The sequence below is a fragment of the Clostridium sp. DL1XJH146 genome (assembly GCF_054819755.1).
The window spans coordinates 18027-44212 of the sequence record NZ_JBTVVN010000013.1; the positions used below are offsets into that span (position 1 = coordinate 18027).

18 protein-coding genes are annotated in these 26186 nt (G+C 30.4%); all 18 read right to left on the minus strand.

The window, feature by feature from the left end; translation table 11 throughout:
- Positions 1 to 63 precede the first annotated feature (63 nt).
- The 18 genes from ACVHXK_RS08260 to ACVHXK_RS08345 all read right to left on the minus strand — a co-directional run bounded on the left by ACVHXK_RS08260 (position 64) and on the right by ACVHXK_RS08345 (position 26123).
- Entirely contained in the window at positions 64 to 423 is a 360-nt protein-coding gene (locus tag ACVHXK_RS08260) for a DUF1540 domain-containing protein (RefSeq protein ID WP_461205907.1), read from the minus strand.
- A 315-nt stretch (positions 424 to 738) separates the two neighbouring features.
- On the minus strand, positions 739 to 2496 hold the full coding sequence (gene pyk, locus ACVHXK_RS08265; protein ID WP_461205908.1) for a pyruvate kinase: 1758 nt from the start codon (positions 2494 to 2496) through the stop codon (positions 739 to 741).
- 102 nt (positions 2497 to 2598) lie between these two features.
- The gene (gene pfkA, locus ACVHXK_RS08270) at positions 2599 to 3558 is read right to left on the minus strand and encodes a 6-phosphofructokinase (protein WP_461205909.1); all 960 of its coding nucleotides are present in this window, start codon (positions 3556 to 3558) and stop codon (positions 2599 to 2601) included.
- A gap of 254 nt (positions 3559 to 3812) precedes the next feature.
- Complete coding sequence (locus ACVHXK_RS08275; protein WP_461205910.1) at positions 3813 to 7403, minus strand: DNA polymerase III subunit alpha; 3591 nt, start codon at positions 7401 to 7403, stop codon at positions 3813 to 3815.
- A 9-nt stretch (positions 7404 to 7412) separates the two neighbouring features.
- Entirely contained in the window at positions 7413 to 8363 is a 951-nt protein-coding gene (gene whiA / locus ACVHXK_RS08280; protein WP_461205911.1) for a DNA-binding protein WhiA, read from the minus strand.
- Between the two features lie 47 nt (positions 8364 to 8410).
- Positions 8411 to 9451 carry a gluconeogenesis factor YvcK family protein gene (locus tag ACVHXK_RS08285; RefSeq protein WP_461205912.1) on the minus strand — a complete coding sequence of 347 codons (1041 nt, stop codon included), beginning with the start codon at positions 9449 to 9451 and terminating at the stop codon, positions 8411 to 8413.
- Entirely contained in the window at positions 9448 to 10332 is an 885-nt protein-coding gene (gene rapZ / locus ACVHXK_RS08290) for an RNase adapter RapZ (protein WP_461205913.1), read from the minus strand. The genes ACVHXK_RS08285 and rapZ overlap by 4 nt, the downstream gene beginning before the upstream one ends.
- Positions 10333 to 10624: 292 nt before the next feature.
- Positions 10625 to 11545, minus strand: coding sequence for a UDP-N-acetylmuramate dehydrogenase (gene murB, locus ACVHXK_RS08295; RefSeq protein ID WP_461205914.1), 921 nt, complete (start codon positions 11543 to 11545; stop codon positions 10625 to 10627).
- Between the two features lie 60 nt (positions 11546 to 11605).
- On the minus strand, positions 11606 to 12340 hold the full coding sequence (locus ACVHXK_RS08300) for a phosphatase (RefSeq protein WP_461205915.1): 735 nt from the start codon (positions 12338 to 12340) through the stop codon (positions 11606 to 11608).
- Positions 12341 to 12355: 15 nt separating this feature from the next.
- On the minus strand, positions 12356 to 14224 hold the full coding sequence (uvrC, locus tag ACVHXK_RS08305; RefSeq protein ID WP_461205916.1) for an excinuclease ABC subunit UvrC: 1869 nt from the start codon (positions 14222 to 14224) through the stop codon (positions 12356 to 12358).
- Positions 14225 to 14250: 26 nt separating this feature from the next.
- Positions 14251 to 14856: a metal-dependent hydrolase gene (locus ACVHXK_RS08310; protein WP_461205917.1), complete on the minus strand. Its 606-nt coding sequence runs from the start codon at positions 14854 to 14856 to the stop codon at positions 14251 to 14253.
- Positions 14857 to 15229: 373 nt separating this feature from the next.
- Positions 15230 to 16672, minus strand: a complete 1443-nt coding sequence (locus ACVHXK_RS08315; protein WP_461205918.1) for a peptidoglycan D,D-transpeptidase FtsI family protein — start codon at positions 16670 to 16672, stop codon at positions 15230 to 15232.
- A complete protein-coding gene (locus tag ACVHXK_RS08320; RefSeq protein WP_461205919.1) occupies positions 16653 to 17954 on the minus strand; it encodes an FtsW/RodA/SpoVE family cell cycle protein in 1302 nt (433 codons plus the stop codon). Before ACVHXK_RS08320 ends, ACVHXK_RS08315 begins: the two co-directional genes overlap by 20 nt.
- Positions 17955 to 17969: 15 nt before the next feature.
- On the minus strand, positions 17970 to 18464 hold the full coding sequence (locus tag ACVHXK_RS08325) for an FHA domain-containing protein (RefSeq protein WP_461205920.1): 495 nt from the start codon (positions 18462 to 18464) through the stop codon (positions 17970 to 17972).
- A gap of 40 nt (positions 18465 to 18504) precedes the next feature.
- Complete coding sequence (gene uvrA / locus ACVHXK_RS08330; RefSeq protein WP_461205921.1) at positions 18505 to 21327, minus strand: excinuclease ABC subunit UvrA; 2823 nt, start codon at positions 21325 to 21327, stop codon at positions 18505 to 18507.
- 172 nt (positions 21328 to 21499) lie between these two features.
- Complete coding sequence (gene uvrB, locus ACVHXK_RS08335; protein ID WP_461205922.1) at positions 21500 to 23458, minus strand: excinuclease ABC subunit UvrB; 1959 nt, start codon at positions 23456 to 23458, stop codon at positions 21500 to 21502.
- 111 nt (positions 23459 to 23569) lie between these two features.
- Positions 23570 to 24859, minus strand: coding sequence for a PDZ domain-containing protein (locus tag ACVHXK_RS08340; protein WP_461205923.1), 1290 nt, complete (start codon positions 24857 to 24859; stop codon positions 23570 to 23572).
- A 31-nt stretch (positions 24860 to 24890) separates the two neighbouring features.
- Positions 24891 to 26123 carry a S41 family peptidase gene (locus tag ACVHXK_RS08345; RefSeq protein WP_461205956.1) on the minus strand — a complete coding sequence of 411 codons (1233 nt, stop codon included), beginning with the start codon at positions 26121 to 26123 and terminating at the stop codon, positions 24891 to 24893.
- Positions 26124 to 26186: the final 63 nt, after the last annotated feature.

The following is a 26186-nucleotide window of genomic DNA, read 5'->3' on the forward strand; positions in this document are numbered from 1 at the left end:
TTAACTGCACTCTTCAAACTTCACTTTATGTTCAAAATGAACCACTTTATCCTTTAAAAAGCTCTAAATTTCAAAGGTACTACACTTCGTTCCATCAGATTCTTTTGCTCCATATCCATCAATGCTAAGATTTACTGCATTACAAGTTTTATTTGAATTATACTTACATTTTTCCGCACTACACTTTATTTCCGGACTCATTTCAACAGAATCTCTATTAAATAATTGTTTAATTTCTCCAGTCACATTCATATTACCTAAATTATAAAATGCATTCTTTACACCCTTAGGGGAAAAAGTATCACATTGAGTATCTGAATGAGAAGCAGCAGTTATTCCTCCTACATGAATTCTTTTTGCAGAACATAGCCCATTTAAATTATGCACACAATCTGTAGCTGTACATGTCAACTTATTTTCCATTAAATTAACCTCCTAATTTTACGAAAATATATAGTCAAATCAATCTTTTACAAGGTTTCTGCTATGAACCTTTATTTATACTCATACCAAAAGCTAGCTGTAGCAACTAGTTTCGGTATATATAAATATATGGTTAACTAGAAACACTATAGGATTATTGTTTGTATAATAGGTAGTTTTATTCAACTTATACGCAAAAAAGCCCCAAATCGGGGCGATAGGATAGAAACGCTACCTTTCGGCATATTATAATTATATCTTAAACTACAATAAATATACATATTTATTGTAGTTTTTTTTACTTAAATTCAATATTTATACAACACTTGCTCTTCCGCTATAAACAACACCTCTTGAAGCATCTAATGTAATGTAAGTACCGTGTTTAATAGTTTCAGTAGCATGTTCAGCACCACAAACTACTGGAATATCATTAGATAAGCACTCTATCGCTACATGTGAAGTTAATCCACCTTCTTCAGCAATAACACCTGCTATTCTATCAACAACTGTTAATAATTTCTTATCTAAATTCTTAACAACAAGAATATCTCCTTTTTCTACTACATCTTCTGCATGATCTGAGCTTTTCAAAATTCTTGCATTACCATATCCAGGATGACTACCAGCACCTTTACCTTGCACTAATACATCTCCTACAATATGCACTTTCAACATATTTGTTGTTCCTGAGTAATGTACTGGTATACCTGCAGCAACTACTACCAAGTCTCCGTTTTTAATTATCCCTGCTTCAACAGATTTATTTACTGATTCAATAATCAATTCATCTGTAGTATATACCATTTTAGAAAGTATTGGGAATACTCCCCAAGTTAATGCTAATCTTCTAGCAACTCTTTCACTTGGAGTTACTGCAATTACAGGCGCTTTTGGTCTAAACATAGAAACTCTTCTTGCAGTGCTCCCTGTTTGAGTAGCTGTAATTATACCTGAAGCATTCAAACTTTGTGCAGTTGTGCATGTAGCTAAACTGATAGCTCCAGCAACATTTACTGATTGAACTTCTTTTCTTCTTTCCATTTTTTCTTGATAATTTTTGCTTTCTTCAACGGATTTAGCTATGCTTGCCATTGTCATTGCTGCTTCTATTGGATATTTACCCTTTGCAGTTTCTCCTGACAACATTATTGCATCAGTTCCGTCAATAATAGCATTAGCAACATCTGTAGCTTCTGCTCTAGTTGGTCTTGGGTTTCTAATCATGGAATCTAGCATTTGTGTAGCTGTAATTACTAATTTACCAGCTTTATTACACTTTTTGATAATATCTTTTTGAATAAGAGGAACTTTATCAAAATCAATTTCAACACCCATGTCTCCTCTAGCAACCATAACACCATCAGCAAATTTTAATATTTTATCTATATTATCTACGCCTTCTTGGTTTTCAATTTTTGCTACTACTAAAACATCAGGGGCACCATTTTGCTCTAATATTTTTTTAATAGCGAGTACATCTGATGCTTTTCTAACAAATGATGCTGCAACCATATCTATGTCATTTTGTGCACCAAATATTAAATCTTGCTTATCTTTTTCAGTAAGAGCAGGTAAATTAGTTTTTATTCCAGGTAAATTTACACCCTTTCTACTACCTACTACACCTGTATTTGATACAGTACATTTAACACTCTTTCCTTCAACCTCTACAACTTTAAGTCCTACAAGACCGTCATCTATTAGTATTGTGTCTCCAGTTTTTACATCTTTATATAAATCTAAATAAGTAACAGAACATTTAGTTTCATCACCTTCTATTTCTTTATCACAAACAATTGTAAATTCATTACCTTCAATTAAATCCACATTATTATTTTTAAATACGCCTGTTCTAATTTCAGGTCCTTTTGTATCTAGAACTATAGCAACATTTTTATTTAATTGTTGTCTTATTTTTTTTATTCTTGCAATTCTTGCACCATGTTCTTCATGGTCACCATGTGAAAAATTAAGTCTTGCTGCATTCATTCCTACTTCCATTAATTTTGCTAACATTTCCTCTGATTCACTAGTTGGTCCAATAGTAAATATCATTTTAGTTTTTTGCATTATATACTCTCCTTAACAATATGATTTAAATAATTATTTATACTAAATTTGTATATAGCCCTATCTTTATTTAGGCTTTATTTGTATGACCTTATATTTTGTTTACTTATTCAATATCTTTTCAATTTCGTATAACTCATCATCAAATTTGCTTTCCATTGATAACGCTTCTTCTATATCCATAGAGAATATATCTCCACCTTTAATTCCTACTACCTTTGATGATTCTCCTTCTAATAATACTTGAACAGCTTTTGCTCCCATTCTAGATGCTAAAATAGTATCACTTGCTGAAGGGCTGCCACCTCTTTGAATATGTCCAAGTACAGTAGCCCTTGTTCCAATGCCCGTTATTTCTTGAACAGTTTTCGTAACTTCTCCTGCTCCACCAACACCCTCTGCTAAAATAATCAAGTTATGTCTTTTCCCTTGTAGTTTTCCTTGAAGAATAGTTCTACAAAGCTCATCTATATTAAATTCTTTTTCTGGTACAATTACAGATTCTGCCCCACCCGCAATACCTGCATATAAAGCAAGGTCTCCGCAATTTCTGCCCATAACTTCTATTATACTAACTCTTTCGTGAGAAGATGATGTGTCTCTTAATTTTTTTATTGCATCCAATATAGTATTTAAAGCAGTATCAAATCCTATTGTAAAATCTGTATATGCTAAATCATTATCAATAGTACCTGGTATTCCTACTGTCTTAATACCTAACTTAGACAGCAATCTAGCTCCTTGAAACGAACCATCTCCTCCTATTACTACTAAGCCATCCACTCCAAATGCTTTTAAAATATTGGCAGCTTTCTTTCTTCCTTCTTCCGTTCTAAATTCTTCACATCTAGCAGTTCTAAGTATTGTCCCACCTCTTTGTATTATATCTGAAACGTGATGTCTTTCTAAATCGTAGATTTCACCATTAATCAGTCCACTATACCCTCTGTTGATTCCCATTACTTTTAGACCTTTATCTAACCCATATCTAACCACTGCCCTAACAGCAGCATTCATTCCTGGTGCATCTCCCCCAGAAGTTAAAACAGCTATAGTTCTCATTACATTTCCTCCCTCGACCGCTGGGCCATTAAGCGTCCCATCAGTTTTATAGTTATCTATTTAAAAAAACATTAAATACTTGTACTTTGTTTAAACTCAAATTCTATTTATATCCTTATGGTAATTTTATAAGAAATCTCAATATAATTCAACCCACTTAACACTAAAAAAGCATAAAATAGAAAGGATTAATATATCCTTTCTATTATTTTGTTTGAAAATACAAAACTTTAGTCAATCTTTTATAAGTTTTTTCAAGAATCTATTATGAATTTAATGTTATCCCTTCCGTAAAATTGCTCCAATTCCATAATGAAGTCATTATCTTCTGCAACCCAATTTTCTCGATTTAACAAATACTTCTTATTTTTCCCATCTATTTTTTGGCAAACAATAACCGGTATATCTCCCTTGTGTTTACTTGCTTTTTCTAGCAAGATTTTATTTTCAATATTTATGTTTTTATCTTCCGCAATTAAAATATACAATTTTTTCTTTTCTTTACTTAGGTCAATACTAATCCTCTTTTTACTCCTATTGTGATTCCCTTTATTGTTCTTTTTAAATGCAAAAGGTTCAGAAATACTTCTTATATCTTCACAAATTATCTTTGGCTGCTCTTCTTCTCTAATTGTAATTCTTCCTTTTAATAAAACTATTTCATCTTCTCTTACAAGTTTTTCAAATTTCTCTAATGTATTAGGGAAAACAATCACTTCAACAGAACTGTATAAATCTTCCATTTTCATGAATGCCATTATGTTATTGTTTCTCGTTACCTTTTTATTTACATCACTAATTATTCCACCAATTATTACCAAGTCCCCATCATTAACTTTTAGTTCTGGAGCTATTTGATTATCAATAATTTCTTCTTCTAGTGACTCATCTAAAGTTATGTCCGATATTTTAATTGAAATTAAATTGTCTAGTACATCTTCATGCTGATCCAATGGATGCCCTGAAAGATAAAGTCCAGTCATCTCTTTTTCCATAGCTAATAATTGTTTTTTATCAAACTCTGAATTACTAGGATATTTAATTCTTATTGCTCCCATATCTGCATTTAGGGAACCAAATAAACTTATTTGCCCATCTATATTGCGCTTCCTATTATTAGAAATAGAGTCTATTACTTTTTCAAATACCGCAAGAAGCCTAGACCTATAAATTTTCAAACTGTCAAAGGCACCTGCTTTAATTAAGCTCTCAACTACACGTTTATTCATACTTTCAGTACTTATCTTTGTGCAAAAATCTTCAAAAGATATAAAATTATTTTTCTCTATTCTAACCTTAACTATACTATCTATAATATTTTCCCCTACATTTTTTATTGCTGAAAGTCCATATCGTATTTTACCATTTTTAACTATAAACTTAGCTTCACTCTCATTAATATCAGGAGGTAAAACTTCAATTCCCATCTCCTTGGCAGCTCTTATATAAAAGGCTACTTTATCACTATTTCCTTTAAAACTATTTAGCATTGCTGCAATAAATTCTGCTGGATAATAGTGAACACAATATGCTGTATAGTAAGCTACAACTGCATATGCTGCAGCATGTGACTTATTAAAAGCATAAGAAGCAAAATCCATCATTGAATCATAAATTTTATTTGCATCTTTTTCACTTATTCCATTTCGCCTGCATCCGGTAACTATAATATTGCCTTTTTCATCTACTATTCCATTTATAAAGTTTTTTCTTTCCTCTTCCATTACTTTGTGTTTTTTCTTAGACATAGCACGTCTAACTAAGTCACTACGCCCCATTGAATACCCAGCTAACTCCCTTACTATTTGCATTACTTGCTCTTGATAAACAATGCAGCCATATGTTACATTCAAAATAGGTTCTAGTTGTTTTATTTCGTAATCTATATTTTCAGGGTTATGTTTATTCTTTATGTATCTTGGTATTTCTGCCATTGGACCTGGTCTATATAAACTTATACCTGCTATAATATCCTCTAAACTTTCTGGTTTTAAATCCTTCATAAAAGAAGTCATGCCTTGCGACTCTAGCTGAAAAACCCCCATAGTTTTACCTTTTCCAATCATCTTATAGACTTCTTTATCATCAAATTCAAGAGCGTCCAAATCTATTTCTATCCCTTTATTCTTTTTAACAAGGGCAATAGTATCTCTAAGGACCGTTAAAGTTCTTAATCCTAAAAAGTCCATCTTTAAAAGTCCAAGTTCTTCAAGCTCTGTCATTGTAAATTGAGTTACTACAGATTCATCATTTTTTAATAAAGGAACATACTCAACTAATTCTTTTGACGATATAACTACTCCTGCTGCATGTGTTGATGTATGTCTTGGTAACCCTTCAAGAGATTTTGCAATATCAATTAGTTCCCTTATCCTATCATCATCTTCGTATTCATTTGCTAGGTCTTTGTTTAATTCTAAAGCTTTATCTATAGTAATACCTATCATAGTAGGTATCATCTTTGCAATTTTATCTACATCTGAATATGGATAGTTCATTGCTCTTCCTACGTCACGTATACAGGCTCTCGCTGCCATAGTTCCAAAGGTTATTATTTGAGATACATTATTTTCTCCATATTTATCAACTACATAGTCAATAACTTCTCCTCTTCTTTCATAGCAAAAATCCGAGTCAATATCAGGCATAGAAACCCTCTCTGGATTAAGAAATCTTTCAAAAATAAGATTATATTTAATAGGGTCAATTTTAGTAATACCCAATGTATAGGCTACAATAGAACCAGCTGCACTTCCTCTTCCCGGACCTGTCATTATATTTTTTTCTTCGCAAAATCTCATAAAATCCCAAACAATTAAAAAATAATCTACATATCCCATTTCCTTAATTATTTCTAATTCAAAATTTAGTCTTTCTTGTATTTCCTCAGTAATATCTTCATAACGTTGCTCTAGGCCTTCTTGGCACTGTTGCCTCAAATATTTATAATGACTTGTATCCTTAGGAAGTGGGAAATTAGGTAATTTAGATACTCCAAATTCATATTCAAAATTACATTGATCTGCAATTTGAAGTGTATTATCAAAAGCTTCTGGAATATCAGGGAAGATTTCTCTCATTTCATCTTCTGACTTTAAATAAAATTCATCAGATGGGAATTTCATCCTGTCTTCATCTTGAAGATTTTTACCAGTTTGAATGCATAAAAGAACTTCATGTGCCTTTGAATCTTCTTTATTAATATAATGCACATCATTTGTAGGTACTAGAGGCATATTTAATTTCTTAGACATCTGAAAAAGAAATTTATTAACTTTTAATTGCTCTTGAATTCCATGATTTTGTACCTCTAAATAAAAATCTCCATTGAAAGCTTCTCTATATTCAATTGCTTTTTGCTCAGCTTTATCATACTCTCCATTTAAAAGTAAATTTTGCACTTCTCCAGCTAAACATGCACTAAGAGCTATTAATCCTTCACTATAATCTTTTAAGTAACTTAAATCAACTCTTGGTTTGTAATAAAATCCATCTATTGAAGCTTTGGATACTATTTTCATAAGATTTTGATATCCGATGTTATTTTTCACAAGCAAAACTAAGTGATGGGTTTTATTATTTTTACTATTATCTTTAATATACATAGATTTTGAAGCTACATAAACTTCACAACCTATAATTGGTTTTATCCCGATTTCCTTTGCTCTTTTATAAAACTCAACACATCCATACATAGCACCATGGTCTGTTATTGCTAAACTCTTCATTCCCATATCTTTTGCCTTTTTTAGCATTTTACTAATTTTCCCTGACCCATCTAAAAGGCTATATTCTGTATGCACATGTAAATGAACAAACCCATTATTTTTTTTTGCATCCTTCATATTTTCACCTTATTCATCTTTATTTATCTCAGAGGCTATTTTTTCAATTCTTCTAAGTCTATGATTAACCCCTGATTTGCCAACAGGAGGATCTAACATTTCACCAAGTTCTTTAAATGTTTCATTTGGATATTGAATTCTAAGTTGCGCTATTTCCCTTAAATTTTTAGGTAATCTTTCAAGTCCTATCTGTAATTGTATTAATTTTATGCTTTCAATCTGTCTTACTGCAGCATTTACAGTCTTACTTAAATTTGCCGTTTCACAATTAACTAACCTATTTACATTATTCCTCATTTCCTTCATAATTCTAACATTTTCAAATTGTAGAAGAGAATCATGAGCTTCTATAATATTTAAAATATCTACAATTTGTTCTCCCTCTTTAAGATAAACAACGTAACTACTCTTTCTTCTAATTACTTTTGAATTTAATCCATAAAAATTAATAATATCTTTAAGTTCATTTGCTATTTCTTCATTGTGTATAACAAATTCTAAATGATATGTTTTCTCTGGATTACTTATACTACCTCCACCTAAAAATGCACCCCTTATAAATTTTCTTCTACAGTCTCCATCTTCTATAAGTCTTTTAGGTATGCTATAATCCAGTAGAAACATATTTTTATCATCTTCTAATATCCCTATTTCTTGCAGGAACCCTTTAATATCTGATTCATCTGTTATTAAAACAATATAAATATTATTTTTCTTAAGTGAATTACTTTTTTTAACCATCAATTTAGCATGTATATTAAAGTGTTCTTTCAACTGTTTAAATACTAAACGTGCTATTGATGGATTTTCAGTAGCTATTCTAAAACTGATTTTTCTTTCCGATGTAAGTCCAAGTGTACCACTTACTTTCATTATCCCTGATAAAAGTGATATAGATTCATTTTTGGATAGTTTTTGTTGTCTACAAATTTCATTTTTAACTTTTGAAGAAAAAGACATAATACTCTACTCCTTGCTATAAAATTTCACAGTGAAAACTTTAATATTCATCTTTTCTTGTTATCAATAATATTTATTATTAAACTTGCTAATTTATATGAATCATGCCTTATGAAGTTATTTTCAACAGATGCTATATCTTCTTCAATATATTTAACATCAAACTCTTCACATGATTTTTTATCATATTCAACAGGTATTGCTCTTTCTTTTGAATACTTATTTCTTATATCTTGTCCTACTTGATTAGTATTTACTAAAACATAATCAATTATATTCGAATTAGCATGATTATACAATGCCCTTAAATGGTCTTCTAATGTATAGTCATCTGTTTCTCCTGGTTGGGTCATCACATTTGATATATATATTTTAACTCCTTTACAAATAGATACAGACTCTAAAATATCTTTTACTAAAAGATTAGGTATTAAACTTGTAAAAAGACTTCCCGGCCCTAAAATTATTGCATCGGCTTCCAATATAGCTTGAATTGCTTCTTCTAATGCTTTAGCTTCCTTAGGCTCAATGTAAAGTTTCTTAATTTTACTCTTTTGTTTAATTACTTCCTTTGGAATCATTGATTCCCCTATAATAATATTCCCATTTTCCAATTCTGCTTTCAAAATCATATCTTCTAAAGTTACAGGAAGTACCTTACCTGTAACAGCTAATACTGAACTCATTTTCTGTACTGCTTCCTGAAAATTATCTGATATACCATCCATAGCTGCTAAAAATAAATTGCCAAAACTCTGATCTTTTAGTTTTCCATCTTTAAATCTATACTGTAAAAGCTCTTTCATTACAGGTTCAGTTTCTGCTAATGCCACTATACAATTTCTTATATCTCCTGGTGGAAGCATTTTCAGATCTTGCCTTAGCATACCCGAACCTCCACCATCATCGCCCATTGTAACAATTGCTGTTATATTAGAGGTATATTCCTTGATACCTCTTAGTATTGTAGATAATCCTGTTCCACCACCGATTGCAACTATTTTAGGTCCCTTACATAAGGCTTTATTTTTTAATGAGTCCTTATCTTTTTTTAGAAAACTATCGGGCCCATAACTTGAATCATTCATAATTTTATTCCACCCTTTTTAACGTCCTCATGTATATCTCTATGCTCTATATTAACATTATGTCCTTTTCCCTTTAGATTTTTATAGATTTCATTTGCAATAGCTACTGATCGATGCCTTCCTCCTGTACATCCAATGGAAACAATTAGTTGCCGTTTACCCTCCTTTAAATAGTTAGGAATTAAAAATTCAAGCAAATCATTTAATTTATTAGTAAACTCTTTTGTTTCATTAAATCCTAAAACATAATTAAAAACTTCTTTATCATTTCCTGAATGTTCTTTCAATTCTGGTATATAAAAAGGATTTGGTAAAAAGCGAACGTCAAATACTAAATCGGAATCCACAGGAATTCCATATTTAAATCCAAAGGATAATATTGTCACAATTAATTGATTTTCAATTTGTCCTTCTTCTGCATAAATTCTACTAATTTTCTCCCTTAATTGACGAGGTTTAATTTGAGATGTATCGATAATATTATTTGCCCTATACTTTACTTCATTGAGTTTTTCTCTCTCAAGTTTTATTCCTGTAAGTATTCTACCATCAGGTGCTAAAGGATGCTTTCTCCTTGTCTCTTTATATCTTTTTACCAATACTTCATCGCTAGCATCTAAAAATAGAATTTCATAATAGTATTCATTATCTTTTAGATATTTTAAGCTTTCAAATAAAGCATCAAAGAAATCCCCACCTCTTATATCTATAACCAATGCAATTTTACTTATTTTACCACTCGTTTGATAACTTGCTTCTGCGAATTTCTGTATTAAGGTCGGTGGTAAATTATCTATACAAAAATAACCTAAATCTTCTAAACATCTAATAGCTTCTGTTTTACCTGCTCCTGATAGCCCTGTCACAATTACAAATTTCATAATAGACCTCCTATTTTTCAGTTTATCTATCCAAGTAAAATTAACTTTTTCTCTAATTTATTATATCATGTTATTATTTATAATTCGTATTAATATATGACTATGTTTTAAAAAAATTGTTGATTCATTAATTGCTAATTGTTCATTCGTTGTTTTAATTAGTCATTTCTAAAATAACCAATTTAATAACTATAACCAAATTACTATAAATTATAGCTTAATATAAAAGACTGCCATAAAAAATATTAGCAGTCTTTTACTTAGTATTAACATAAGAAATAAAATAATAAGCTTATTTTATTTCTTCTCCTATAATTCTAACCTCAGTACATAAATCAACACCAAAATTTTCCTTTACCTTGTTTTGAACTAATTTTATAAGTTCTAAAATATCATTTGCTGTTGCATTGTCTTTATTTATAATAAATCCAGAGTGTTTCATAGAGACTTCAGCACCACCTACTGATACTCCCTTCAAGCCAGAATCTTGTACTAGCTTACCTGCGTAATATCCTGTAGGTCTTTTAAATGTACTCCCCGCTGATGGAAATTCTAAAGGCTGTTTTTCTTTTCGCATTTTCATTAATTCTTGCATCCTAAGTGCAATCTCATATTTGTTCTTTTTTTCTAAAGTAAGTGTAGTTTCTAACATTATATATTTTTTTCTCAATATAACAGAAGTTCTATAACCCAAATCTAATTCTTCTTTATTCAACTTAAGTATATTGCCATTATCATCTAAAACTATAACTTCTTTTATAATATAACTTATCTCTCCACCATAAGCGCCAGCATTCATTGTAACTGCACCACCCATGCTTCCTGGGATACCACACGCAAATTCTAATCCAGACAATCCAAATTCTGAAGCTTTTTTACTTACTTTAGTTAATGGCGCTCCACCTTGTACTGTCATAAAGTTCTCTTTTACTTCAATTTTATCTAAATTTGTTAACTTAATAACTACACCTCTAACCCCACCATCTTTAACCAATAAATTGGATCCATTCCCAATAACAATAAATTCTGTATTAGTTGCCTTACATAACTTTATAGCTTTTTCTACCTGCTTATAATCACTAGGTATAACTAAGACATCTGCAGGTCCACCAACTTTAAAAGAAGTGTGATTTTTCATAGGTTCATCAACTAAAACATTTGACATATTTATAAATTCAGTCATTTTTTTTGCTATTTCATCTTTATTAATCATTCATGCTCTCCTTAAGATTATAATAAATATAACATTTCTAGTATACTTAAATGTGTGCCACTAATCAAGATTGATATCCTGCAATTTACCTTTATTCTTTAAATATCTGATTATTTTATCTTTACTTGTATTCATAATTTGCTCTTCTGTTAGTCCTACTTCTTCTACAATTTCTATGGAATACGGAAAACTTCCTATAGACATACAAAAATGGGAGTCAGTATTAAGTATTACCTTATTACCATATTTTTTGCACAATTCTGCTATTCTTTTACATATGGGTCTACTGCCCGGTCTTGATTTACCAAGAGAACTATTATTAATTTCAATAATAATGTCTTTTTCCTTTGCTTTTTTCACTACCTCTTCTTCATTTATAGGAAATTGAGGATTACCTATATGACCTAAAATATCAACATATGGATTATCCATGGCTTTTAAAAAGGCTTCTGTATTTAATTCAATACCCATAGATCTATAACAAAGATCATGCATACTAACTATCATAATATCTAGCGCCTTTTGGGTTTGTTTAGGTATGTCAATCTCTCCATATTCATTTATTATGTCTGCTTCACAACCATATAACATCGTTACTCCAAATAATTCTCTTGGCAAAACTTTATAATTATGAAAATGCCATATATGTGGAGCACTATGCATAAGAGGTCCATGCTCTGTAGTTCCTAATACCTCTATTCCAACAGATGATGCGTATTTTGCATTCTCCATTAAAGTACTATATGCATGGCCGCTTGCCATTGTGTGTGTATGCAAATCTACTACTAATTTCATTCTAAAATCCTCCTCTTAAATTTGTTTTTCCCCGAAATATTCTAAAATACTTTTTGCTGCTTTATCATTTATCGATTTTGTTTCTATTAATTCTGCATACTTAGCTTTCTTAATTTTCTCAACACTACCAAATTTCTTTAACAATTCTTGTCTCCTTGATTTTCCTATGTTAGGAATATACTCTAAAACCGATTTAAGACTTTTCTTATCTCTCAAACTTCTATGATAACTAATTGCAAATCTATGCACTTCATCTTGTACTCTTGTTACAAATTTATTTATTGTACTTCTGCTTTTTATTTCAATCTCTTCATTTTTATAAATCAGAGCTCTAGTTCTATGTTTATCATCTTTTACCATTCCAACTACCGGTATTGTAATATTTAATTCTTCTAAAACTGATAAAGCGATATTAACTTGGCCTTTACCTCCATCCATCATAATCAAATCTGGAAAATAACAAAACTTCGCCAGAGAAATATCTATATGCTTTTCTTTTATATTTTCTACTTCTTGTAGCCCTCTTTTAAATCTCCTAGTTAAAATTTCCCTCATACTCCCATAATCATCAGCACCTACAATAGTTTTAATTTTAAATCTTCTATAATCACTGTTTTTAGGTTTCCCATTTTCAAATACTACCATAGTTCCCACAGAATCCACTCCCTGAATATTTGAAATATCATAGGCTTCTATCCTCTCAGGTATGTATTCTAAATCTAATAAATCTCTAAGCGCTTCTACTACTGATATACCCGCCTGTTTCTGCTTTAATAATTCTAATCTAAAATTTTGATAAGCATTTTTTGCATTTATCTTAACTAAATCCAAAATTTTCTTTTTTTCACCTTTTTCTGGTATTTTTATATTTACTTTTGTTCCTTTTTTCGCTGTTAACCATTCTTCCAAAAGAGACCCATCCTCTATAAATGGAACAAATATATTCTTTGGAATATATGCAGTTCCTCCATAGAACTCTTTTATAAAATTATCAATTAATCTCTCTTTGTTATCCTCTAATATTTCTTCAAAAATATAATGTTCATTACCAATTACTTTGCCATCCCTTACAAAAAATATCTGAACACAGCTTGATCCTTCTTCTATATATATATTTATGAAATCTTCATTTTCAAAATTCTTTAAAATAATTATTTGTCTCTGTGTTATTTTATCAATTGATTTTATTTTATCCCTAAACTCCGCCGCTTTCTCAAAGTCTAACTTACCCGACGCTTCTATCATCTTCCTTTTTAATTCTACTTTTAATCCAATGTCTTTTCCATTCAAAAGATTAATTATTTTTTGTATCATTAATCCATATTCTTCTTTAGATATTTTCCCTGCACAAGGTCCACTGCAAAGTTTAATATGAAAATTTAAACAAGGTCTATCATTGGTTATATTCTCTTTAATTGATTTTCTACAAGTTCTAATAGGGAAAATCTTTTTTAACAATTCTATAGTTTCATATACGTCAGCTACTGCAGGGTATGGCCCAAAATATTTAGCCCCATCCTTTAGCTTTCTTCTAGTAACAAATAACCTTGGGAAATCTTCATTTATTGTTATCTTTATAAAAGGATAATGTTTATCATCCTTCAGCAGAATATTGTATCTCGGTCTATATTTTTTGATCAAATTACACTCAAGTATTAGTGCTTCCATTTCAGAATCAGTTATAATATATTCAAATTCAGCAATATTGCTTACCATTGCCCTAACCTTTGTTGACGAATTTTTACCACTTCTAAAATATTGTGTAACTCTATTTTTAAGGTTTTTAGCCTTTCCTACATAGATAACTCCACCCATGGAATTTTTCATAATATAAACTCCAGGTTCTAGTGGAAGATTTTTTATTTGAAATTCAAAATCAAACATTTTAACACTCCCTATATATGATACCATTAATTAAATAAATGTGGAACTTTATATATCAAATACAATAAACCAACAATCATAATTAATTCTTCTATTAGTTTTCCTTTTCTTGAATTAGTGGATATAGTGAAGAAAAACTTAAATTTCTTTTTTCTGAATGGATAGAAAAGTGGAATACCCATTTTAGTCATAGAATCTAATAGCAAGTGTGATGCATAACCTATCATAAAAAAATCTACAATTCTATCTATTTTATAATTCAAAGAAACATATCCCACTATTAATGAATATAATAACATACCGAATATACTATGACTAAACCCATTTCTATGCGTTGAAAATGCAGCCATTATACTAACAAGAGAAAGTGCCTTTAAAACCGGTACTCCTCCTACCACTATTGTATCATACCAAAATATTATTAATGATAAAGATAAATAAAAAGTAATTTTAGTTTTCTTGTTTCTAATAGGTAAAATGAACTTATTAAATGTGCTTTTAGGATGATCTATATCCGGTAACAAAGACGCTACTATCACAGTCAATAATCCTAAATATGAAAACCCTCCAAGCTTATTACACAAAGCAATATAAGCTACAGCTCCTGCTCCTGCGTGTGTTTTCCCCCTCATTCTGTCTCCTTCTCGTATGTCTGATATTTTTTGGTATATTTCATTATATTAATGATATATAAGCTACTTAGCTTATAATAACTCTCCTACTTTATAGTTTTTGTTAAAATAACTTGTTATTTTAATATTATATCATAAAAGGAACATGTGTTCATGATTTGTAGCTTTTCTTCCTTAGATTATCTAAAACAAGACATACTTAATAAAATAATATTAAACAAATTCTATAAACAACATATCCTTAAAGTATTTCTTACTAAATAGTCCGATTTTTATTTCACACACATAAATCAGACAAAAAAAATAATATGGCAACTTTTCTAAAAAGCTACCATATTTATCAATATAGATAAAAACCGTTTGAAATATAACCTTATTTTAATGCCTCAATAATTACCTCTTTTGCAATTTTAGCTGCCCTGTTTCCTCCTAAACCTCCATCTTCTACAATAACAGCAACAGCTATCTGTGGGTTTTCTGCTGGAGCAAATGCAACAAACCAAGAATGACTTGAACTCTTATCCCCATATTCTGCCGTCCCTGTTTTACCACAAACCTCAACGCCACTTATTTTTGCATTTGTACCTGTTCCCTCATCCACAACTTTTTTCATATATTCTTTAGTTGTTTCAACCTCTTTTTCTGAAAAAATTCTATCTCCACTTATAGATGGTGTATTATCTTTTATTACATACCCATCATCATTAACTATTTTTTCAACAATATAAGGTTCTTTATATATACCATCATTAGCAATTACCGAAGTAATAATTGCCATTTGAGCTGGTGAAACAATCACTTGGCCCTGCCCTATTGCACTTTGTGCAATATCACCTTTTTCCCAACTACTTAAAGTCGGGAAATTACTTTCATTTATACTAAAGCCATCAATATTCAACTCTTTATTAAAGAATAATTGTTCCGCAGTATTTTTTAAGTTTTCATTGCCTAATTCTATACCTAATTCACCAAACACATCATTACTAGATTCAGTAAAGGCTTTTTGTAAACTTATTTCTCCCATAACTTCTCCACCAAAATTCGAAATGGACTCATTATCATTAAAAGTTATTCCACCATCATCTTCAAAAATCTTTTGTTCTACTCCGTCTATATTTTCAAGTGCTGAAAGAAGTGTAACTATTTTAAACGTAGAACCAGGTGGATACAACCCTGAAAATGCTCTGTTAAATAAGGGATTATTATCATCATTATTATATTCTTGCCACCTTACAGTGTCTGCTAAGGGATTAAATGACGGATATGATACACTAGCTAAAATTTTTCCTGTTTGTGGCTCAATAGCAACTATTGCACCATTACCACCATTTTCACCTGAAAGTTCCTCATATGCCCTCTTTTGAATAGATGCATCTAGTGTTGTTACTATATTATATCCTTCATCAACTATAAATTCTTCGTCACTATTCTTTCCCTTTAAAGCTTCATCAATCTTATCAAATAGTTCTGATAATCCTAAAAATGTATCTCCCCTTAAATACTTATCATATTCCTTTTCTAAGCCTGCAATTGACTCGTTAACTCTATAATATCCTACTATATGTGAAAATACAGCTCCATACGGATAGCTTCTTTGTCCATTATCATCTGTTATTGCCAACACTTCATTATCGCTATCGTAAATAGTCCCCCTAGAAACCTTTTCTCTTTCAATCCAAATTCTTTTATTATATGAGCTTTCTTCTAATTCTCCAGCTTGCACAATTAAAAAATATACCATTCCAGATATAGTCGCTAAAAATAGCAATAAATATAAGATAATTACTTTTTTTATATTATTCGAAAGATTGTTCAAGGGAATATTCCTCCTCTGATATCTTCTGTAATAATCCTAAAGCAATGTATGTTGTTACCATAGAACTTCCTCCATAACTTACTAGTGGAAGGGTAATTCCTGTAAGTGGTATAAACTTCATAACTCCTCCAATTATAACTAAAGTCTGCGCAGCAATCATTGAACTATATCCAACAGATAATAATTTCGTAAAGTTATCACCGGCACCTATTGAAGCTCTAATACTTCTATAAAATAATAGAAAATAAATTATTATCACTGCAATTCCTGTTAACATACCCATTTCTTCACATATAACAGAAAAAATAAAATCTGAATAACTATATGGTACCGTATTTGGATATCCCAAACCCAATCCCGTTCCAAATAGGCCACCTGAAGCAATTGAAATTAATGATTGAACTACTTGATATCCCGTCCCATATGGGTCCACCCAAGGATTTAACCAAATGCTCACTCTTACTCTAACATGAGAAAATAAATAGTATCCACTAACGGAGCCTATACACGATAAAATTATGCATGCTAAAATATACTTTATGTTAGATGTAGCAATATACAGCATAGTTATTGAAATAGCAAAAATTATAAGGGCACTTCCTAAATCTTTTTGAATAACCATGAAACCTAAGCTTAATGCTACAGCCATCGCTGGCAAATATAGATCTTTTCTCTCTTTATATTTTCTTAAAGAAGATGCTAAATATGCCACTAGAAAAATTTTCCCTAACTCAGATGGTTGGAAACTAAAACCTGGTAAAATAATCTCTCCATTTAAACCTAATTTCGCAAAAATAGGATTTAACACTGAAAAAGAACTAAGATTTATATTCCCAAATTCCACCCAATTTTGAGCACCATTCTTCTCTACTCCAAAAAAAAGACTCATAGACATAAATATAAAAGTACCTGCTAAATAGAAATATTTCAATCTGCAATATCGCCTTATTCCCGGTAATATTATCACAATTCCTAAAAAAGTAAATTGTCCTATTATAAATATAATTATTTGTCTAAAGGCTAAGGATGAATTTATTCGGTACACCATAGTAATTCCTATTATTGAAAGTATCGATGCATATGTATAAATAAATTTATCCCCGTTAGGAAAAAATCTTTTTAAGAGAAAATTTCCCCATGTAACAATAAAAATAATAACTACTCCATATACTATAGCCTTATAATCGATAGGCCATTTAAGTATACTTAGATTAACAAAACATAAACAGGCTAATATATACGTTAGCCTGAGTAATTTTTTTTCTTCTATTTTCTGTAACATAAAAAACCCCTCATTTTATCCTATCACTCTAAAAGAATAATTACCTATTCTTATAATGTCACCATATTCAACTTCTTGTTCTTTGTTAATTAAATCATCATTAACTTCAATACCATTAGTACTTTTATTATCTTTTATCAATACTTTATCATCCTTTTTATAAAGCCTGGCATGATAATTAGAAACATATGGATCTGGTAGTGAAATATTATTTTTCTTATGTCTTCCTATTGTCAAATTGTTATGAACAGGTATAATACTTCCTATTTTCAAATCATTATCCATCTTATAAACATCCAATATCTCAAGCCCCATTTTAAGCTGTTTTTGCTTACTCTTTACAATATCAACATCTACATCTTTTTGTTTTATACTTTCATCATCTTGTTTCCTTTTTGAACTCTGAGAGAGGTCATTTTTCATAATTTTTAATGAATAAAATATTATTAAATATATAACTACTACTATGAAAAATCTAAATACCAAACCCAACTTACTTAAAATAGGCACATCATCACCTGCTCTAATAAAGTATTTTAAATTTACTCTATTATAACATATTTTTCAAATAATATCCCGTATATGAATTTTGATTTTCCTTCACTTTTTCTGGAGTTCCAGTGCAAATAATTTCTCCACCTTTATCTCCACCCTCAGGACCTAAATCAATAATATGGTCAGAACTTTTAATTACATCCAAATTATGCTCTATTACGAGAACTGTATTTCCATTATCCGCAAGTCTTTGCAATATTTCTATCAATCTCTTTACATCATCCATATGAAGACCAGTTGTTGGTTCATCTAATATATAAAAAGTTTTCCCTGTACTTCTTTTAGATAATTCTGAGGCTAACTTTATTCTTTGAGCCTCTCCACCTGAAAGCTGAGTGCTTGGTTGCCCTAACCTAACATACCCTAAACCAACATCTATTAATGTTTGAAGTTTATTTTTTGCCCTCGGTATATTCTCAAAAAACTCCAATGCTTCTTCTACAGTCATTTCTAATACTTCACTAATATTTTTACCTTTATACCTAACTTCTAAAGTTTCTCTATTATATCTCTTGCCTTTACATATCTCACAAGGCACATAAACGTCTGATAAAAATTGCATTTCTATCTTTATAATTCCATCACCAGAACAAGCCTCACATCTTCCACCTTTAACATTAAAGCTAAATCTGCCAGGTTTATATCCTCTCATACGTGATTCTGGTGTGTTTGCAAATAAACTTCTTATAACATCAAACAATCCTGTATAAGTAGCTGGATTAGACCTCGGAGTTCTTCCTATAGGACTTTGATCAATATTAATAATTTTATCAATATTTTCATAACCTGTTATTTCTTTATGTTTTCCTGGTAAATATTTAGATTTGTTTATTTTTCTATTCAATCCCTTAAATAAAATTTCATTTACTAAAGTACTTTTACCTGATCCTGAAACTCCAGTAATGCATATAAATTTTCCTAAAGGAAATTTAACATCTACATTTTTTAGGTTGTTCTCTTCAGCGCCTAAAACAGTAATAATTTTGCCGTTCCCTTTACGTCTTTCTTTAGGAACTTCGATGCGCTTTGTACCTCTTAAATATTGTCCTGTTATAGATCTTTCAGTATTCATAATCGTATTAATGTCTCCAGCTGCTATTACTTCTCCCCCATGCTCCCCTGCTCTAGGACCTATATCAACAACAAAATCAGCTTCTTTAATAGTATCTTCATCGTGCTCTACTACAATCAAAGTATTACCTATATCTTTTAATTGCTTTAAGGTTCCTATCAATCTATCATTATCTCTTTGATGTAATCCAATACTCGGTTCATCTAAAATATATAAAACTCCTACTAAACTAGAACCTATCTGCGTTGCGAGTCTAATTCTTTGTGCTTCACCACCAGATAATGTACCAGCCATTCTAGATAAATTTAAATATTCTAAGCCAACATTACATAAAAAAGTTAATCGATTATTAATTTCTTTTACAATCTGAGTTGCAATAATTGTATCCTTTTCCGATAATTTTAATGAATTTACAAAGTTGAGTTCATCCTTTATCGAAAGTATGGAAAATTCATATATATTCTTATCACCAACCGTTACTGCTAGAGCATCATTATTCAATCTAGTTCCCTTACATTTAGGGCACGGTGTATTACTCATGAATTGTTCTACTTGTCTTTTAATATAATCTGAATTAGTTTCTATATATCTTCTCTTTAAATTTGGTATAACTCCCTCGTATTCATGGTTATATACCCCTTGTCTATCATGCCTTTCAAAATTAACCTTTAGCTTTTCTCCATTCAAACCATAAAGTATTATATCTAAAACTTCTCTACTTAATTTCTCTATAGATGTATTTAAATCAAAATCCAATCTTTCTGATAAAGACTTAAAAATCGAATATGTCCAAGAATCTGGTTTTAAAGATCCCTCTCCAAAAGATACTATAGCCCCTTGCAAAATACTCTTACTCTTATCCGGTATCAATAGTTCTTCATCTATTTCCATCAAAGTTCCTATACCATCGCACATTTCACATCTTCCAAAAGGAGAATTAAAAGAAAATAATCGTGGCTCCAATTCACTTATAGATATTCCACAATCTGCACATGAAAATTTTTCACTAAATAATATGTCTCTTTCTCCCATAACATTTATCACAACTAAACCGTCAGCAAGCTTCAAAGATGCTTCTAATGATTCTGCAAGCCTAGATGCAATACCTTCTTTTACTACTATTCTATCAACAACAATATCTATATTATGTTTTTTTGTTTTCTCTAAATTTACTTCATCATCTTGCAAATCATAAACTTCACCATCAATACGCGCTCTTATATATCCATCTTTTATTATATTTTGTATTAGTTTTACATGTTGGCCTTTTTTACCTCTAATAACAGGTGCCAAAATCTGAATTTTAGTTCTTTCAGGCAATTCCATTATTTTATCTATCATCTGGTCGATGGTTTGCTGTGTTATTTCTTTACCACATTTAGGACAATGGGGTTTTCCAATCTTTGCGTACAACAATCTCAAATAATCATATATTTCTGTAACGGTTCCCACTGTTGATCTAGGATTCCTACTTGTTGTCTTTTGGTCAATTGAAATAGCTGGTGATAGTCCTTCTATGTACTCTACATCAGGTTTATCCATTTGTCCTAAGAACTGTCTTGCATATGCAGAAAGTGACTCTACATATCGTCTTTGTCCTTCTGCATATATAGTATCAAAAGCCAAAGAAGACTTACCTGAGCCTGAAAGACCTGTAAATACAATAAATTTATCTCTTGGTATCTCTAAATCAATGTTTTTTAAGTTATGAACCTTTGCTCCTTTTATAACTATCTTATCTTTCAAACTCTATCTCTCCTTTAGTTTAAATTCAGTTTAAACCGTGCAGTTCACAGAACATAGTGCACAGTTTAAGTATGATTTTGCAAAGCAAAATCGACTACCTAATTAAAGATTTCCGAAGAATGAGGAAATCATCCTTAATTGTGCATCGTGCATTGTAAATTGTGCATTGATTTTATGTTAGTTCCTTTATCCTGTCTCTTAGTTCTGCTGCTTTCTCAAAATCGAGTTCTTTAGCAGCTTTCTTCATTTCTTTCTCTAATTTAATAATCATTTTTTCTTTATTTTCTATTTTATCCATATCATTAACAATATAATCTTCTTTTTCTTCTGAAGCTACTGTAGTTTGTATTACATCTCTTATTCTTTTTATGACTGTTGTTGGGATCATATTATGCTTATTATTATATTCAATTTGAATATTTCTTCTTCTGTTAGTTTCTTTAATTGCTTTATCCATTGCTGGAGTCATATTATCTGCATACATAATTACCTTACTCTCAGAATTTCTAGCTGCTCTACCTATTGTTTGAACTAAAGCCGTTTCAGACCTAAGAAATCCTTGTTTATCTGCATCTAAAATAGCCACCAAAGCAACCTCAGGAAGATCCAAACCTTCTCTTAATAAATTGATACCTACAAGCACATCATATTTACCTTTTCGCAGATCTCTTATTATTTCCATTCTCTCAATTGTTTTTACATCTGAATGTAAATATGTTGTTTTTATATCCATTTCTTTTAAATATTGAGTTAAATCCTCGGACATTTTTTTTGTCAAAGTAGTTACTAGAACTCTAAAGCCTTCTGCTATTGTTTTCTGTATATTTTCATATAAATTATCTATTTGCCCTTCAATTTTATTCACTACTATCTCAGGGTCAAGAAGTCCTGTTGGCCTAATAATTTGCTCTGCAATATTCGTAGAATGTTCAAATTCATAGGCTGCAGGTGTTGCACTTACAAATATAGTCTGATTTAATTTTTTTTCAAATTCCGGGAATTTAAGTGGTCTATTATCATAAGCTGATGGTAGTCTAAATCCATACTCTACTAAACTATCTTTTCTTGACCTATCACCACCATACATTGCTTTTACTTGTGGCAGACTCACATGGCTTTCATCAATAAAAAGCAAATAATCATCTGGAAAGTAGTCCAAAAGAGTTTTAGGTGGTGTCCCAGGCAATCTTCCATCTAAAATTCTCGAATAATTTTCAATACCACTGCAATATCCCATTTCTCTTATCATTTCGATATCAAAATTAGTTCTTTGTTTTATCCTTTGTGCTTCTAAAAGTTTATCTTCTTCTTTTAATATTTTTAGTCGTTCCTCTAATTCTTCTTCAATTATTTTTATTGCAACTTCTAATTTTTCTTTTGAAGTAGCAAAGTGAGATGCCGGAAATATTTGAACATGATTTCTCATACATATTGTATTACCTGTTAATACATCAAATTCTCTAATTCTATCTACTTCATCTCCAAAAAACTCCACCCTAATAGCTTTAGAACTTGACGAAGCTTGGAAAATATCTATAGTATCTCCTTTTGCTCTAAATGTTCCTCTTATAAAATTAATTTCATTTCTCTCATATTGAATTTCAACCAATTTCCTAATTATTACATCTCTTTCTATAATCATACCTGGCCTTAAAGAAATTGTTAAATTCTTATATTCATCAGGATTACCTAGACCATATATACAGGATACAGAAGCAACTACTATTACATCTCTCCTTTCAAGAAGAGATGATGTTGCCGAATGTCTTAATTTATCAATTTCATCGTTAATTGAAGCATCTTTCTCTATAAAAGTATCTGTTTGTGGCAAATAAGCTTCTGGTTGATAATAATCATAATATGACACAAAATATTCAACTGCATTTTCAGGGAAAAATGCCTTAAATTCTGAACATAATTGACCAGCTAGTGTTTTATTATGCGCAAGTACTATAGTCGGTTTTTGTACTTCCTTAATAATATTTGCCATAGTAAATGTTTTACCAGAGCCTGTAACCCCTAGTAACGTTTGAAATTTTTCACTTTTATTTATGCCATCCACCAAACTCTTAATAGCTCTAGGTTGATCACCAGTAGGTTTAAAATCAGAATGCAATATAAAATTATCCATATATTATTGTACCTCCGTGAACGTTTGTTCGATTATTTCAATTTTATACTTTAAATTTTTTTTTGTCAATCTACATTTAACTAAAAATAAAGCACCGGATTATCCAATGCTTTATTTTTTTCTATTCTTGATTTTTTCTAATATATCGTTAATATTAAAATCATCTGCTTTTATAAATTTATCTTCCTCAGGAACTTTAGTCGGTACCAATACTACTCCTAATACTTTTGTACTTTTTATACTATGCAATTGAACTTCCTCAAACTTTCCTGTAGCCTTTTTTATTTTCAACCAAATAAAATTTGATGTTTGCTTTATTGCATCAAAAACGTCATCCTCTTTAACTATTTTTTTATTGTTAATCTCAATTAGAATATCTCCGCTTTTAATTCCACTTTCCCATGCCGGAGAATCAGGAGCCACCTCTAAAACCATAATACCATTTTCATCAGATATAAATTTAGGTTTATTTTTAATCTCACTATTCTTATGCACTAATTCAAAAAATTCATATGCCACAGGTGCAAAAATAATTGCAGCCATCTGGAAAAAAATATTCAAAACACATAATCTAGCTAAAATAAACAAAATTAAGCTGTATATAATTAAAGTTGTTCCATAAATAAAAGTCTTCTCCCGTTTGGTTTTAGTAAATGTAACGGCATCAAATTGTGTTAATCCATATAGAGGCAATAGTAAAATTGCTACAGTCTCTAATAATGCCATTGGATTTGTGAAATTAATAATATTCTGCCATATGCTAACACTAATTACATCGCTCAGTGAATAATCAATAGAATTCACAAAAATTATAACTGCAAAAGGAATAGCCCAATACCTTTTAAGTGCAAAACCACCTATTATTTTATCATCCCTTTTTGTAAATATAGGTACTGTACCTCTACTTCCATCTATTAAAATTAAAAACCCTTTCATTAAATAGAACACTGCTACTAAAGTCATCAAAGATGCAATATCCATCTTTATCATATCCAGAATTCCATTTTGAATACCATACATTTTCTCCATTATCTCTACTAAAAGCGACAAAAAACCTAACATTGAAGCTGTATATGCAAATTCCATGTACTTTGAATTAAAGCTAATATTTAAAATAGTCAACAAAAACAACAGATCAATCATTGAACTTTCACTAAATCCAACTCCTAACAAACTAATAAGCACACTACCAATAACCCCCGCAAAAATCCCAAGAACTATCTCCGATATTGTTAATTCAATAGGTGAATTAAGCCTTTTGCCTATTATTAATTTTTGCATAACTGTTATTCTTTTATTTCTTTTGTAAAAATTGTAGCCTAATATTATCAATATCAAAACAAAAGGTACCCTAATGATACCTATTGAAATAGTTCTTAAAATTTCTACGAAGCTCATCATAAATTAAAATCTCCTCTCAAATCAAGGCTCTCTAATTAAGTTTATTATTCATTTCCTCCAAAGCCTTTTGGAACTGTGGATCTGTTTCTCTACTATACTCTTCTTCTCTTAATTCATCAGGATATTTTACTTCTATATCAGGAGCAATACCAATTTTATGAATATTTTCACCATTAGGAGTATAATATTTTGAAGTAGTTACTTTTAAAGCAGTTCCATCTCCAAATCCATATGTTGACTTATCCAAAACTGTTTGAACAATACCTTTTCCAAACGTATTTTCTCCAATTAATGTACCTAATTCATAATCTCTAACAACCCCTGAAAATATCTCAGATGCACTAGCTGAGTTTCCATCAATCAATACTACTAAAGGCATTCCTATAGCAATACCACCTTTTGATGTCTCTACTTTCTCATTATCATATTTATCTATTGTAGATACTATAGTATCACCTTTAGGTACAAACTGAGATGAAATATCTACACACTCCGTTAGCCAACCACCCGGATTTTGTCTTATGTCTAAAACTAGACCCTTCATTCCTTGATCTTCTAATTCTTTTAATTTAGATTTAAATTCATCACTAGTTTTATTTTCAAAAATACTAATACTAATATAACCAATCTCATCATCTAACATTTGACCCGTAACAGTAGTAAGTTTAATTTCATCTCTTTCTACTGAAACAGTATATTCTCCAGTGCTTTCTCTATATAACGTCATAGAAACTGCTGTGCCTTTTTCCCCCTTCATCATAGACACGGCATTATCAAGCTCTGTTCCCGATACAGCCACATCCTCTACTTTTACAATAACATCTCCAGCTCTTATTCCTGCCTTTTGTGCTGGTGAATCCTCAAAGGTAGTAATTACAACTATTTTATTATCCTTAACACCTACTTGAAGTCCTACTCCTTCATAACTACCTGTAACAGTTTCATTAAATTTCTTGTAGTCTTCCTCATTATAGTAAACAGTATATGGATCGCCTAATGCATTAGTCATTCCTTTTATAGCTCCATCAACTAAAGCGTCTTCATCAATTTCTCCATCATATTTATTCTCTATATTAGCTTTAACTATAAAAAGCTTCTCAAATTTCATCAATTCATCGTAAGTAGCCTTACTAATTTTAACACTTCCCCCAAAACTAACCTGGCTAGATACAACATATGTAACCATATTACTCAAAACAATTATTAAAACTAATATGATTATATTAATTTTCTTAAATCTTGATTTCCCATCTTTATTTTTCATCAACAATACTTTCACCCCATATCATTATTACTCTCTTTATTATTACGTATTATTTTATATATT

What these genes read in the sequence shown, in the direction of transcription:
- ACVHXK_RS08260 (WP_461205907.1), bottom strand. Translation starts at nt 423, where the DNA reads ATGGAAAATAAGTTGACATGTACAGCTACAGATTGTGTGCATAATTTA.
- pyk (WP_461205908.1), bottom strand. Translation starts at nt 2,496, where the DNA reads ATGCAAAAAACTAAAATGATATTTACTATTGGACCAACTAGTGAATCA.
- pfkA (WP_461205909.1), bottom strand. Translation starts at nt 3,558, where the DNA reads ATGAGAACTATAGCTGTTTTAACTTCTGGGGGAGATGCACCAGGAATG.
- ACVHXK_RS08275 (WP_461205910.1), bottom strand. Translation starts at nt 7,403, where the DNA reads ATGAAGGATGCAAAAAAAAATAATGGGTTTGTTCATTTACATGTGCAT.
- whiA (WP_461205911.1), bottom strand. Translation starts at nt 8,363, where the DNA reads ATGTCTTTTTCTTCAAAAGTTAAAAATGAAATTTGTAGACAACAAAAA.
- ACVHXK_RS08285 (WP_461205912.1), bottom strand. Translation starts at nt 9,451, where the DNA reads ATGAATGATTCAAGTTATGGGCCCGATAGTTTTCTAAAAAAAGATAAG.
- rapZ (WP_461205913.1), bottom strand. Translation starts at nt 10,332, where the DNA reads ATGAAATTTGTAATTGTGACAGGGCTATCAGGAGCAGGTAAAACAGAA.
- murB (WP_461205914.1), bottom strand. Translation starts at nt 11,545, where the DNA reads ATGATTAATAAAGATGAAATAGCAAAAAAAATGACTGAATTTATAAAT.
- ACVHXK_RS08300 (WP_461205915.1), bottom strand. Translation starts at nt 12,340, where the DNA reads ATGAAATTAGTAGTAGATTTGCATACACACACAATGGCAAGCGGCCAT.
- uvrC (WP_461205916.1), bottom strand. Translation starts at nt 14,224, where the DNA reads ATGTTTGATTTTGAATTTCAAATAAAAAATCTTCCACTAGAACCTGGA.
- ACVHXK_RS08310 (WP_461205917.1), bottom strand. Translation starts at nt 14,856, where the DNA reads ATGAGGGGGAAAACACACGCAGGAGCAGGAGCTGTAGCTTATATTGCT.
- ACVHXK_RS08320 (WP_461205919.1), bottom strand. Translation starts at nt 17,954, where the DNA reads ATGTTACAGAAAATAGAAGAAAAAAAATTACTCAGGCTAACGTATATA.
- uvrB (WP_461205922.1), bottom strand. Translation starts at nt 23,458, where the DNA reads ATGGATAATTTTATATTGCATTCTGATTTTAAACCTACTGGTGATCAA.
- ACVHXK_RS08340 (WP_461205923.1), bottom strand. Translation starts at nt 24,859, where the DNA reads ATGATGAGCTTCGTAGAAATTTTAAGAACTATTTCAATAGGTATCATT.
- ACVHXK_RS08345 (WP_461205956.1), bottom strand. Translation starts at nt 26,123, where the DNA reads ATGAAAAATAAAGATGGGAAATCAAGATTTAAGAAAATTAATATAATC.